Here is a 13,015-nt window from a genome sequence, read left to right as displayed (position 1 = left end):
CTAATTTATAGATATTTTGATATTGATTTTCATTATCAGGAGGGAAATGAATGGAATATTCTAATCGAGAAAATATTAATTTAATTGAGAAAATAAAAGAACATGCAGAATTAATTGCAGCTCTTATAGCTGGGGTATTTATTTTACTAGCTTGGCGTTTAGATATAAACGAGCAAACAACTGCTTCTGTTCTTCTATACATCACTGCATTTTGTGTAGGTGGCTTTGCAAAAGCAAAAGAAGGCATTGAAGAAACAATAGAAGAGCGAAAGTTAAACGTTGAGCTACTGATGGTATTAGCGGCAATCGGCTCAGCAGCAATTGGCTATTGGACAGAGGGTGCGATTCTTATTTTTATTTTTGCAGTAAGTGGCGCTCTCGAAACATATGCGATGAATAAAAGTCAGCGGGAAATCTCAGCACTTATGAAATTACAGCCCGAAGAAGCATGGCTAGTTCGCGGTGGCTTTGAGCCTATGAAGGTAGCTGTTTCTACATTACAAATTGGAGATCATTTACTGATTAAACCAGGAGAACGTATTCCAGCAGATGGTGTTATTTTCAAAGGGCAATCCTCTATTGATGAATCAGCGATTAGTGGGGAAGCATTACCCATTTCAAAATATCAAGGTGATGAAGTATTTGCAGGAACAGTGAACCTAAATGGTGCTATTACAATTGAAATGACAAAGCCAAATTCAGAAACATTGTTTCAAAAAATTATCCAGCTTGTGCAAAGCGCACAAAGTGAAAAATCACCTTCACAACAGTTTATTGAAAAGTTTGAAGGCACTTATGTAAAATTTGTTTTACTTGGTGTTGCTATTATGATGTTTCTTCCCCACTTCTTGCTCGGCTGGGATTGGACAACAACCTTTTATCGAGCAATGGTGCTATTAGTTGTAGCATCTCCTTGCGCCCTTGTAGCATCCATTATGCCTGCTACACTCGCAGCTATTTCAAACGGTGCAAAAAATGGCTTACTATTTAAAGGTGGCTTGCATTTAGAACATCTTAGTGTTTTACGTGCCTTAGCCGTTGATAAAACAGGGACATTAACACAGGGAAAGCCTGTTGTAACAGATTTTATTATTCGTGATGGATTAGAGCGTCAGGCAACATTAGCCATTATTGCAGGAATTGAAGCACAATCAAATCATCCATTAGCACAAGCTATTACTGCCTATGCCAAAGCACAGGGAATTACAGCTTTTCCACAGGCAGCCATTGAGGATATTCCTGGCTGGGGTATTAAAGGAATAATTGATAAGAAAGAATATCAAATTGGTAAACCTAACTTTGTTGGTACACAGCTTGCCCATGAGTTTGCAGATGGTGCTGCAACCTCCCTAACAGAGGAAGGAAAAACCGTTATTTTTATTCGTGACGCCAATGGCATTGTTGCATTAATTGCCTTAAAGGATATTGTGCGCAATGAAGCTAAAAAAGCGGTGTCTTTATTAAAAGAGCTTGGTATTCAAGTTGTTATGTTAACAGGCGACAATGAAAAAACAGCAAAAGCAATTGCCAAAGAAGCTGGCGTGACGGAATATGTTGCTGAATGTCTCCCTGAAACAAAGGTAACAGAGATGAAGCGTCTGCTTACACAGCATCAATTTGTAGGAATGGTGGGCGATGGCATTAATGATGCTCCTGCCTTAGCTACTGCAACAACTGGTATTGCAATGGGCGAAGGGACTGATGTTGCCCTAGAAACAGCCGATGTTGTCTTAATGAAAAATGATCTATCGAAAATTGCCTATGCTGTACGGCTATCTCGCAAAATGCAGCGTATAGTTAAGCAAAACATTTTCTTTTCCATAGGTGTGATTGTTTTACTAATAGCGTCTAACTTCTTACAGATTGTTGATCTACCTTTAGGTGTAATCGGACATGAAGGTAGCACCATTCTTGTAATTTTAAATGGCTTACGTATGCTCAATAAAAATATCTAAACACCAAACAGCCTCGCTTCGTTATAGAAAAGCGAGGCTGTTGAAGTTAGTCTATTTTTTCCTTTTGTAACGCTCGTTTCTGCATGGTAGCATTTAATACTCCACCAAATATTAAAATAATACCTGTGAAGTACAGCCATAGCATTAAAATAATAACGCCACCTATACTACCATATGTAGCAGAGTAATTTCCAAAATTATTAATATAGAATGAGAAGCCATATGTGACTGCTAGCCATGCAAGTGTAGCAAACATAGCTCCAGGCCAGACACCCATTATTTTTAAGCGCGGACTTGTATTTGGGACAAACCAGTACATGCCCATTAAAACAATAAAGATTAGTAATGGTGGCATCGACCATCGCAAATTATGCCAAATGGAGGCAAATTGCTCCTCTATTCCAACAATTGAAAATAAAAAATGCCCAATTTGTTGTCCAAAGACAGGTAATAAGAGAGCCACTGCAATAACGATAACAAGCGCTATTGTAAAAACTAGAGACAAGCCTCTATCAAATATACCTGCTCGACTTTCTGTATCATAGGCTTTATTTAAGGCTCTAATCAATGCATTAATCCCTTTCGAGGCAGACCAGATTGTACCTAGAACCCCAATCGATAATAAACTACTATTACGATTTGTTAAAATTTCATTTAACGTATTCTCAATAAGACGATACACTTCATCTGGCAAGATGTTTACTAAAAATGCATATACCTGTGTTGTTTCTAAGTTCAAATAGGGCAATAACGTAACCAAGAAAATAAGTAAAGGAAAGAATGATAGCAAAAAGAAATAAGCCAATTGTGCAGCAAGTGCAGATATATCTACTCGCTTTAGCCTACTAATTAAATCTTGGACAAAACCTTTGGAAGTCATAATATCAATCGTTTCCTCATCAGGTGAGACAAACGATTTAACAAGCCCAAGCGTATGATGCATTTTCGCTTTTTTCTTCTCCATAAGACTTTCCTCCTAAAGCTGCCATTACTCCTTATCAGGTAGAGTAAAGGCTGATTTCGTGTCATCAATCATCCCTTGTATGGTAGAGGGCACATCTTTAAATTCTTCTACTTTTTCAGTGATCATATTAACATTATCTGATACAGTTTCATAAAGACCCTTCGCAGCTAATACCTTTTCCTCAACAAGGACCTGCAGTTCTTCACGATTTGCTGCATAATATGAGATGGCTTCCTTCATTTTTTTGGTTGAGGCAATTGTTTTTTCACGAGTAGTACGATCAAACATACTTAATGCAGCACCAACCGCTGCACCAGCTACAATTGAAACCAATAATTTACTTTGACCCATAGTAAAACCTCCTGCTTGTATAATTGCATATTCCCTACTATTTCATAAATAAACAGCTTACTGCATTTATTCTACCCAATAACAGATTATTTTTAAAGCGATGCCCAAATACGCAATTGACATTTTTTATATTCAGTGAAATGATATGTACGATGAGTACGAAAGGTAGGGTAAAAAATGAATTTATCAATTCCATCTAAAGAAAATGTTATCTATATGGTTGAACAAATGAAGGATAAGCTTCGTATGGTGAATGTGGATGCCATGAAATCGGAAAATTTTGATGAAGCAAATTATGAAGATTTAGTGTACTTATATGAAATGGTGATGAAAAGAGAAACATTTAGCCCAAGTGAAATGCAAGCAATTGTTGCTGAATTAGGCTCTTTACGCAAATAAGGCATGAAAAGCTATTAGCGAAAGACTGATGTCTCATGCTAATAGCTTTTATATTATTGAGTATTCGTTGCTTCCGAACCATCCTCTGTCACTAATGGTTGAATTAACACCTCTACACGGCGATTCTTCGCACGCCCCTCTGCTGTATCATTCGGTGCAATCGCACGGTCCTCACCATATCCCCTCGCACTAATATTGCCAGACTTTAACTGAGGGTTACCGTCCAATAAAACCATATAAAACTTTGATGCACGCATTAATGATAGCTCTAAGTTCGATGAAAAATTAGGACCCACAGGAACATTATCTGTATGCCCCGTAATAATAATATTACGTGGTGGGTTGGATACTAAAACATCCGCAAGCTCTTTCGCAATAGGAATATATTCTGGCTTAATACTTGCTTGTCCTGAATCAAATAAAATACTATCACGAATAGTCACAAGTAAGCCCTCAGCTGTCATTTCTGTCGCAAATTGATCCTCCATTTCATTAACAGCAATAAAGTTATCTACGCTATCTTTAATGGCTGCTAACTCTTGCTGATCCTTTAAATAGGCTGAATTTTGACTTTGTACCTCGGTACTCGTAGCATTAGGATCTGATATAGGAGCTGGCTGGTCTAAAAAACCTGTTCCACCATCAAATACCTGATTAAATACCTCTGACATTTTCGCTAACTTTTCCTGATCAACAGAACTAGATGCGAAAAGTACGATAAACAACGCAAGTAAAAGTGTTAAAATATCTGCATAAGGAACAAGCCAGGACTCATCCACATGATCCTCATGCTTATGCTTTTTACGTCTCTTTGCCACCGTTATTCACCCTCATTTCCGCCTGTCACTTTACGACGCTCCTCCATCGTTAAGTAAGATGATAATTTTTGTTCAATAACACGTGGAGCTTCTCCCTCTAAAACCGATAGAATACCCTCAATCATCAATCTTTTTTGCTTTACTTCTATCACTGATTTACGCTTTAGTTTATTTGCGAATGGATGCCATAAGACATATCCTGTAAAAATCCCTAGGAGTGTTGCCATAAAGGCAGCAGAAATCGCATGACCTAACTTTTCAATATCATTCATATCCGATAATGCGGCAATTAACCCTACAACTGCACCAAGTACCCCTAAAGTTGGGGCATATGCACCAGCCTGAGTGAAAATGGCAGCACCACCTGAATGACGCTCTTCCATTGCCTCCACTTCCTCTGTTAAGACGTCACGAATATAATCGGCATTTTGTCCATCAATGGCTAATGTCAGTCCATTTTTTAAAAATGGGTCTTCAATCTCTGAGGATTTACTTTCTAATGCTAGTAAGCCTTCACGTCTAGCTAAATCCGCCCATTGTGAAAACATCTTAATCAGCTCAACATCATCTGCTAATTTTGTTTCTTGCATTAAAATTTTAAAAAGCTTCGGTACACGCTTCAACTCTTTCATAGGAACCGCGATTGTTACTGCTGCAATTGTACCAACAATAATGATTAGAATGGCCGCTGGGTTATAAAAGGCACCTAAACTTACTCCCTTCATGACCATCCCGGTTAATAATGCTACAAACGCTAATATTAACCCTACAACTGTTGATATATCCATTTTAGAACCTCCAAATCTACTACTATTCTTAATTTCGTCTGTATTTCCATATTTTAAAATCTCTAGTTCTAGTATAAATGTATTTGATTAATTTTTCGATGCTATATATGCTTTTTATTCACATTCCAACCATATTTGATTATATTGAATTAAGAATACTACATTAAATTTTCTTAATTTGAAGGGAGATATGATTTTGTTATTATCATTTGATACAAAATTATCAAAATATGCTGAATTAGCACTAAAAATAGGAGTAAATATTCAAAAAGGCCAGTACCTCTATATAAGCTGTTCGACTGATAACTTAAAACTGGCGCAAATAATTACTAAAATGGCCTATAAAAATGGTGCAAAACAAGTATTTATGGACCTAACCGATGATGAATGTGTGCGTGCGCGTTATGAAGATGCTCCAAAAGATTCATTTGATTTTTTCCCTCCATGGAAAGTACAAGAACGTGAATGGTTAGCTGAGCATGGAGCTGCTTTCTTAAGTATTAGCTCACAAAATCCAGATTTATTAAAAGGGATAGAGCCCAATAAGATTATGGCATTTCAAAAAGCATCTGGTAAAGCATTAGCGAATTATTATCAATGGCTACAGGCAGATAAATTTAGCTGGTCGGTCATTGCGGCGCCATCCAAAGCTTGGGCAGAAAAGGTTTTCCCTCATTTGCCTGAAGCGCAACAAGTTGACGCATTATGGGAAGCCATCTTTGCAGCAACGCGTATCAATGTTGAACATTCTGTTGAAGCTTGGCAAGCACATGACAAAGAATTACAAGATAGAGCCAATTACCTAAATAATAAGCAATATAAAGCACTACACTACACAGCTCCAGGCACAGATCTCATCATTGACTTACCGATACAGCATATCTGGGCAGGTGGCAGCAGTGTGAACAAGCAAGGTCAAACATTTATGGCAAATATGCCAACAGAGGAGATTTTTACAGCACCGTTAAAAACAGGTGTGAATGGTTATGTATCCAGCACTAAGCCTTTAAGCTATGGCGGCACGATTATAGACAATTTCACAATAACATTTAAAGAGGGCCGTATTATCGCTGTTAAAGCGGAACAAGGACAAGAAATTTTAACAGCGCTTATTGAAACAGATGAGGGGGCCCGTTATCTTGGTGAAGTTGCATTAGTACCACACCACTCGCCTATCTCACAAGCTAATTTATTATTTTACAATACATTATTTGACGAAAATGCCTCAAATCATTTAGCCATTGGCAGAGCCTATGCATTTTGTATTGAAGGTGGTAAAGAGATGACTCCTGAAGAATTAATGATGAATGGTCTTAACCAAAGCTTAACACATGTCGACTTTATGATTGGATCAAATACCATGAATATAGATGGTATCACTCACGATCAGCAAAAAGAACCGATATTCCGCAATGGGAATTGGGCATTCTAAATCATCCATTTCTACTAATCATATTCTAGGTCAGGTATGTTATGGTTGTCATAAATTATCCTTAGATTTTCCTAGAAACCTATTGTATAATTAAATCAGGGTATTTAGTAGATTATTTAAGTAGAGAGGGGCTCTAATCATGTTCATTACAACAGTACTTGGTTTTTCAGCAGTTCTATTGATTGGTACTGGATTCTTCATCCATTACCTACAAGTAGGTTTAGATGGTAAGTCTTCAGTAACTGTAGACCCAAAACCAGATAATAAATACTAATCTAAAAAAGTAGCTGTTAAGCTGTAGACAAAGTCGATTTTTTCGATTTTGTCTATTTTTTTATTTTTCAAGGATGAAGAAGAGAAAGACTAGCTTGTCGCGTTGATGAGAGAGCTCCTGTCCACCTTACTTGCGTTGTAGAGCAATTTTACAACCATGCCCGAGTCTGTGGAAAGCGCTTCTATATATTAGCAGAATGGGCATATTGTTTCGAATTTTGCTCATTGTAAATAGATGTGAAAGTGCAGCGAACTGCTGTTTTTATTATAAAATTTATGTAAATAACGTCTTTATTGTTTGCATCTCGAACATTTTCCTCTACAATATTTTTGTAAGGAAGGGAGCAATCTTCATGACAATGTTACAAGATATTTTAGCGTTTAACAAAGAGTTTGTACAAGAAAAAAAATATGAACCATTTATTACAACGAAATATCCTGATAAACATATTGTTGTTTTATCTTGCATGGATACTCGTCTTGTAGAGCTTTTACCAAAAGCCATGAATTTACGTAATGGCGATGTTAAAATCGTGAAAAGTGCTGGCGCCTTAGTGAGTCATCCTTTTGGTGCAGTTATGCGTAGTTTACTGGTTGCTGTCTATGGCCTACAAGCAGATGAAGTATATGTGGTAGGGCATTATGACTGTGGTATGAGTGCAGTTGATCCTGAAGCAATGCTTAGTGAAATGGTTGCTAGAGGTGTGGATCCAGAAACAATTAAAATGTTAGAATACTCTGGTTTCGACTTAAAAGATTTTTTACGCGGTTTTGGTGATGTAGCAACAAGTGTTAAGAAAAGCGTGGACACTATTCGCAATCATCCATTAATGGTTAAAAATGTACCTGTGCATGGCTTAATCATTGACCCTAATACAGGTCGACTTGATGTCATTGAAGATGGTACGAAAGAATTGAAATAATGAATAAAACAGTGCCTATCCTTCGCTCTGAAAGATAGGCACTTCCTCTGCTATGCGTCCTCTAAACGTGCATACATATAATGGTCTACCCATTGACCATTAATATATAAAAGCTTTCTTAAAAGGCCTTCCTGTTGGAACCCTGACTTCTCTAAAACACGTATAGAAGCCATATTTTGTGTGGACACATAGGCTTCTACTCGATGCAGACCAATTTGATCGAATGCAAATTGGACTACCATATTCACCGCCTCTGTAACAATTCCCTTTCCTATATACAGTTCATCCATAGCATATCCAACAAATGCACTTGAGTACGGTAAACGTTTTACGGCATAAAGGGCAATATGTCCTATCAAGTTATTTGTGCCATACTCAAAGATACCGAATGTAAATTCTCGCTTTGACTCCATTAAATATAAGCTTTCTTGAATTTTTTTATACTGTGCGTCAACTGTATAGTATTCAGGTCTTTGTAGTGGCTCATATATCGACCAAAAGTATTTATTGCGACTGACGAGCCCCATTAAACTTCGTGCATCTTTTTCTTGGAATGTGCGGATATAGCATTTTTCCCCCTGAATTGTGACCACATTCCCACCCTTTTTTCTTAATAAATTCCAAATTTTAAGCACCATTTCTCCACACTAGCCTTCCAATCAATCTATCTTATGCGTTTATCGGTAATATAAACCCTCACTCTGCTTCTTGCATTATTGTATGTAAAAAAAGATGCCGCTACAACTAAAACAGCTTATGTTTTATTGTTACAGCAGCACCAATGCCCTATTTTACTTTTTGTTTCTCTTTCTTCTCTTGGACAGCCTCTTGACTGGAGGATTCAATATGCTGTGCTTGCCCATTGTCTAATACATTTGTTAAATGCAGACCACGCTTTTGTGCCTCTCGTTCAATATGGGCAATTGTTTCTTGCAGCACATGGATGCGTGCATATTTTTTATCATCTCCAGCAACTAAAATCCACGGAGCATTTTGCTTATCTGTTTTTTCAAGCATTTCATTTGCTGCTTCAATATACTGTGGTGTTTTTTCTCGATTTCTCCAATCCTCATCTGTTAATTTCCAAGCCTTATAAGGATTCGCTTCACGTTCTGTAAAACGCTTCAATTGCTCTTCATCTGAAACATGCAGCCAAAACTTAATAATTATGTAATCTCCTGCAGTCAGCGTTTCCTCGAAATTATTAATCTCTTCATACGCACGAGACCACTCATCCTTTGTTGCAAATCCTTCAATCCGTTCTACTAACACGCGTCCATACCAAGAGCGGTCAAAAATTGCCACTTGTCCATGCTGTGGTAATTTTCTCCAGAATCGATGTAAATAATTGTAGCGTAATTCATGGGGCTGTGGAGCTGAAATAGGGTGTACAACATAACCTCGTGGATCAATGCGTTCAACCAGGCGTTTAATAGCGCCCCCTTTACCAGCCGCATCCAAGCCCTCAAATACTAAAATTAAACCAATTTTATTTTTTAATAAAAATTGCTGTGCATTCAGCATTTCATATTGCAGTACCTTCAATTTCTTTTTATACATCTTTTTATCTAGTTCAATGGAGAGATCAAGATTTTTCAAGTTTTGTGCCATATAAGCTTCACTCCTTTTATTTGGATAATTTTATTGTACTAAAGAAATATATGGATGCCTACTAACATGTGAAATATAAAGAAAACAACACGATACATTGTTGGAAATTTCCGCTATAATAGAAAAAGTGACAGCAGCTATACATATTTGTCTTTCCCTATACAATCTAACTCGAAGGGAGAGGAAAACATGCCTCAGTTTATATTGATGACAATATCCTATATTGTCTCACTTATCCTAACCTTTGCATCCTTTTTTATGCATATAAACGGTCAAACTTCGCTCGAAATTGCTAATCGTTTTTCAGTTATATTTGCACCTATGAATATAAGCTATGTAATTTGGATTGTTATTTACCTATTCCTTGGTTATTGGTTAGCCATGAACATGAAAAAGACATCTATGAAGCAAACTGCACTCTTTAGCTGCATAAATATATTGCAAGCATTAACGATCTATGTATGGCATCATGAGCTATTTATTGTTTCTCTTGGTATCACATTATTATTAGTATTGTATGTATTTATGTTGTATAACTCGTACCCTCTTAATGATCAATCAGCGTCTGGTAGGTTTCCCTTTGCTATTTATTTTGCATGGGCAACAATTACCTTTATCACAAATACTAGCTTTACGTTAACGGCTTATGGCTGGAATGGCTTTGGTTTGAGCACCCCTCTTTGGGCAGTGATATTACTGACATTAGGTGGAGCAATTGCACTACATATTCGCTTCCATCACTTTGATAGGATCTATCCGAGTGTTTTTATTTGGGCTTACATAGGTATCGCCTTACATAATGGTTTTGATGAGTTACTTGTTACTACAGCTGCCTTATTTTTATGTGGTGTCCTCTTTGTTGGCATTTTATTTATGAAAAAAAATCCTGCTCACCAAAAATAATTGGTAGGTAGGATTTTTTGCAGCTCTATTATTCCTCATCTAATGATGTTAAAATAATTGGTTTATCTTTTGTTACAATGATGGAATGTTCAATTTGAGCAACAAGTGATTTATCAGGCGTCACAAATGTCCAGCCATCGCCAGCTTCTACAATATGCTCTGCTTTTGCTGAAATAAACGGCTCCACCGCAAGCACCATACCTTCCTTCATAATTGTAGAATCCCACGCATCATAATAGTTTAAAATATGATTTGGCTCATCGTGTAAAGATTGCCCTAGGCCATGTCCTGTTAAATTCATAATAACCGTTAAGCCATTAGCATTCGCCTCACGCTCAACGGCTTTCCCAATTTGATTTAGTTTAGAGCCAGCTTTTACCTTTGTCATTGCACGCTCAAAAGCACTTTTGGCAACACGGCATAGTTTTTCTTTGTCCTCATAGCCATCACCTACTACAAATGAAATACCCGTATCCGCAAAGTAGCCATTTAAAGAGCCAGACACATCAATATTCACGATATCCCCTTCTTTAATGACACGTTTTCCTGGAATACCATGTGCCACTTCCTCATTGACGCTTATACAAGTATAGCCCGGGAAATCATACTCTCCCTTTGGTCCAGAAATAGCGCCTGCCTCTGCAAACATACGTCCTGCCATTTCATCCAGCTCAAGCGTTGTCACACCTGGTTTTGTAGCTGCCTTCATGGCTTCACGAATTTCAGCACAAATGCGTCCAATTTTTTTAAAAGCTTCAAGCTCCTCTTGCGTTTTTACAATCATCTTTAACGATCCTTTCCTGTTAAATGTCTACCCTTAACTATAACATAACTTGCTAAGCATAGAACTCAAAACGCTTGAAATATTGTATGCTGGATGGAATGACACAGGAGGGACATTTGGCTTTTAGTCATAGTCATTACATTCAACTTTGGTTGCCGTTAATTTTCCCAGCAATACAAGGTTTTCTTATTGTCAAACAATCTATAGCCTTATTATTTTCACGATTATAGTCTATTGTTTTATTAGATAATGTGATCGTAGTATTGTAAAGGCTAGTTGCTCCTCTTATGCGTTACATACGAAGGAAAAATATTTTTGCATACAATTATCTAGTAAAAATCCCACAAAAAGTACTACATCAACTTTTTTGTGGGATTTTATATTGATAAATAAAATTAATTAACGGCGTAATAATTGTGGTGCGGCTGTAAAGACTAATACACTAATAATTACCGTTAAAATTGTGGCAGGCAGCATGTATGTACCATTATAGATAATGGAATAGAGCCATGCGTTTTGATCACCTGCATATTCTGCAAAAAACACTGCGCCTGCACAAGTATGCGCTGCATAACGTAAAAAGCCCGCAAACACAGTACCTATTATAATATAACGTGCCATTTTTGCTTTATTACTATGTTTAGCAGCCTCGAGTAATGGTCGCCGTGCGAATGCCGCTAGCCCCACAACGGTAAAAGCAACACCATAATCCAATAGCCCCTGAAGCCAGTGTACAATAAAAGCGCCAAACATTGTCTGCATCACACCTACGAGTAACCCTGTTGTAAGTCCAGCTACTATGCCCCAGCGAAATGCAATGAGGACAATAGGCACCATAACAAGACTAACAGAGCCACCTTGTGCCCATACTTTAAAGGAGATTTGATCCAGCACAAGGCCAATCGCAGCAAATATTGCAATCTCCACAAGCATCATTAATCTTTCTTTGTCCATAAATATTCTCTCCTTTGTTCCGATGTAGGATACAAGAGCAGGAATAGAAATACATACATGTGCCTCTTACTGACATCTTAGAATAAAAAAATGATGTCAGGACAGAGCCTCACATCATACAAGTGTCGGTTTCTATCCACATCCCTACGCAAGTGTTAACTTACAGGTTCAAAGAGTCAAGGCATTACGTGCCCAGTCTCAGCTGACATCATCAGCTCCCCTTGTGGTCATTACATCTGAATTTTTTTTGAACATCTTTATTGTACGCAAACGTCGTTAAGATGACAACCTCTTCCACACATGATTTTTTGAAACTTTACTATTTTTCATGCGTAAATATTAAAAAAGGAGGAACAACTATGGAGAACCCTAAAATTTTATCTGCCTTTAGCTATCTCAGTATTTTCTTTGCCCCTTTTATTGTGCCATTAATTGTTTACCTTGTTGCTAAAGATCGTGATGTAAAAAGCCATGCTATTCGCGCACTTATTTCGCATTTAATTCCTGTTGTTTTTGGAATACTATTCTTTATTGTCTTTATTTTTTCTACATTTCGTTTGGATCCAGCATCAGGAAATACGTTTCTTATTATTTGGCTTACATCGTTTGCTATTTATACCATCGTATCAATTGGCATTGTGATTTGGAATATTGTACAGGCCGTTCGCGTGATTCGTTAATGTTTTAATCGGAGAATAAACAGGTAGTAATAAAAATAAAAGGAGCTGTTTTTAAATGAAAGTATCGAACGTTGTGAAAACCGCAGTAAAATTAGCACCTATTGTGATACCTATTGTAAAAAAAGTCATGGCCTCAAAGAAAGGAACAATGCCTAAAACGCCGCCTCGTACAAAATAAAA

General features: G+C 37.3%; 16 protein-coding genes and 1 riboswitch. Of the genes, 8 read left to right on the top strand and 8 right to left on the bottom strand.

Annotated elements, in window-relative coordinates:
- The first annotated feature begins 50 nt into the window (after positions 1 to 50).
- Entirely contained in the window at positions 51 to 1,955 is a 1,905-nt protein-coding gene (locus ADM90_RS13675; RefSeq protein WP_053995521.1) for a heavy metal translocating P-type ATPase, read from the top strand.
- Between the two features lie 46 nt (positions 1,956 to 2,001).
- On the opposite strand, the gene ADM90_RS13670 is transcribed toward ADM90_RS13675, so the two are convergent.
- Positions 2,002 to 2,919 carry a YihY/virulence factor BrkB family protein gene (locus tag ADM90_RS13670; protein ID WP_053995520.1) on the bottom strand — a complete coding sequence of 306 codons (918 nt, stop codon included), beginning with the start codon at positions 2,917 to 2,919 and terminating at the stop codon, positions 2,002 to 2,004.
- 24 nt (positions 2,920 to 2,943) lie between these two features.
- Complete coding sequence (locus ADM90_RS13665) at positions 2,944 to 3,270, bottom strand: hypothetical protein (protein ID WP_053995519.1); 327 nt, start codon at positions 3,268 to 3,270, stop codon at positions 2,944 to 2,946.
- A gap of 177 nt (positions 3,271 to 3,447) precedes the next feature.
- Here ADM90_RS13665 and ADM90_RS13660 point away from each other — a divergent pair, with 177 nt between their 5' ends.
- Positions 3,448 to 3,669 (top strand): DUF1128 domain-containing protein, encoded by a 222-nt coding sequence (locus ADM90_RS13660; protein WP_053995518.1) that lies wholly within the window; start codon positions 3,448 to 3,450, stop codon positions 3,667 to 3,669.
- 53 nt (positions 3,670 to 3,722) lie between these two features.
- On the opposite strand, the gene motB is transcribed toward ADM90_RS13660, so the two are convergent.
- Both motB and motA read right to left on the bottom strand, forming a co-directional pair.
- Positions 3,723 to 4,487 carry a flagellar motor protein MotB gene (gene motB / locus ADM90_RS13655; RefSeq protein WP_053995517.1) on the bottom strand — a complete coding sequence of 255 codons (765 nt, stop codon included), beginning with the start codon at positions 4,485 to 4,487 and terminating at the stop codon, positions 3,723 to 3,725.
- Between the two features lie 2 nt (positions 4,488 to 4,489).
- A complete protein-coding gene (gene motA, locus ADM90_RS13650) occupies positions 4,490 to 5,275 on the bottom strand; it encodes a flagellar motor stator protein MotA (protein ID WP_053995516.1) in 786 nt (261 codons plus the stop codon).
- 190 nt (positions 5,276 to 5,465) lie between these two features.
- Between motA and ADM90_RS13645 the strand changes: the two genes are divergently transcribed.
- The 3 genes from ADM90_RS13645 (at position 5,466) to ADM90_RS13640 (ending at position 7,903) form a co-directional block, all read left to right on the top strand.
- Positions 5,466 to 6,707, top strand: a complete 1,242-nt coding sequence (locus ADM90_RS13645; RefSeq protein ID WP_053995515.1) for an aminopeptidase — start codon at positions 5,466 to 5,468, stop codon at positions 6,705 to 6,707.
- A gap of 139 nt (positions 6,708 to 6,846) precedes the next feature.
- The gene (locus tag ADM90_RS25365) at positions 6,847 to 6,981 is read left to right on the top strand and encodes a hypothetical protein (protein ID WP_268766634.1); all 135 of its coding nucleotides are present in this window, start codon (positions 6,847 to 6,849) and stop codon (positions 6,979 to 6,981) included.
- Between the two features lie 352 nt (positions 6,982 to 7,333).
- Complete coding sequence (locus ADM90_RS13640; protein WP_053995514.1) at positions 7,334 to 7,903, top strand: beta-class carbonic anhydrase; 570 nt, start codon at positions 7,334 to 7,336, stop codon at positions 7,901 to 7,903.
- Positions 7,904 to 7,953: 50 nt separating this feature from the next.
- Here the strand turns inward: ADM90_RS13640 and ADM90_RS13635 are convergent, their stop codons facing one another.
- Positions 7,954 to 8,541: a GNAT family N-acetyltransferase gene (locus tag ADM90_RS13635; RefSeq protein WP_053995513.1), complete on the bottom strand. Its 588-nt coding sequence runs from the start codon at positions 8,539 to 8,541 to the stop codon at positions 7,954 to 7,956.
- A gap of 148 nt (positions 8,542 to 8,689) precedes the next feature.
- Complete coding sequence (locus ADM90_RS13630) at positions 8,690 to 9,514, bottom strand: polyphosphate kinase 2 family protein (RefSeq protein WP_053995512.1); 825 nt, start codon at positions 9,512 to 9,514, stop codon at positions 8,690 to 8,692.
- 189 nt (positions 9,515 to 9,703) lie between these two features.
- On the opposite strand from ADM90_RS13630, the gene ADM90_RS13625 reads away from it, so the two are divergent.
- Positions 9,704 to 10,417, top strand: a complete 714-nt coding sequence (locus ADM90_RS13625; RefSeq protein ID WP_053995511.1) for a hypothetical protein — start codon at positions 9,704 to 9,706, stop codon at positions 10,415 to 10,417.
- A 28-nt stretch (positions 10,418 to 10,445) separates the two neighbouring features.
- Here the strand turns inward: ADM90_RS13625 and map are convergent, their stop codons facing one another.
- Positions 10,446 to 11,201, bottom strand: a complete 756-nt coding sequence (gene map, locus ADM90_RS13620; RefSeq protein WP_053995510.1) for a type I methionyl aminopeptidase — start codon at positions 11,199 to 11,201, stop codon at positions 10,446 to 10,448.
- A gap of 399 nt (positions 11,202 to 11,600) precedes the next feature.
- Positions 11,601 to 12,155 (bottom strand): energy-coupled thiamine transporter ThiT, encoded by a 555-nt coding sequence (gene thiT, locus ADM90_RS13615; protein ID WP_053995509.1) that lies wholly within the window; start codon positions 12,153 to 12,155, stop codon positions 11,601 to 11,603.
- 124 nt (positions 12,156 to 12,279) lie between these two features.
- Positions 12,280 to 12,387, bottom strand: a riboswitch (TPP riboswitch).
- Between the two features lie 127 nt (positions 12,388 to 12,514).
- Here thiT and ADM90_RS13610 point away from each other — a divergent pair.
- Together ADM90_RS13610 and ADM90_RS25360 are read left to right on the top strand one after the other, a co-directional pair.
- A complete protein-coding gene (locus ADM90_RS13610; protein ID WP_053995508.1) occupies positions 12,515 to 12,835 on the top strand; it encodes a DUF4870 domain-containing protein in 321 nt (106 codons plus the stop codon).
- 55 nt (positions 12,836 to 12,890) lie between these two features.
- On the top strand, positions 12,891 to 13,013 hold the full coding sequence (locus ADM90_RS25360; RefSeq protein WP_268766633.1) for a hypothetical protein: 123 nt from the start codon (positions 12,891 to 12,893) through the stop codon (positions 13,011 to 13,013).
- Positions 13,014 to 13,015: the final 2 nt, after the last annotated feature.

The sequence above is a fragment of the Lysinibacillus macroides genome (assembly GCF_001281525.1).
In the GTDB taxonomy this organism is placed as follows: domain Bacteria; phylum Bacillota; class Bacilli; order Bacillales_A; family Planococcaceae; genus Lysinibacillus; species Lysinibacillus macroides.
Note: the sequence above shows the minus strand (reverse complement) of the source record. Positions and strands in the feature narration are given on the sequence as shown.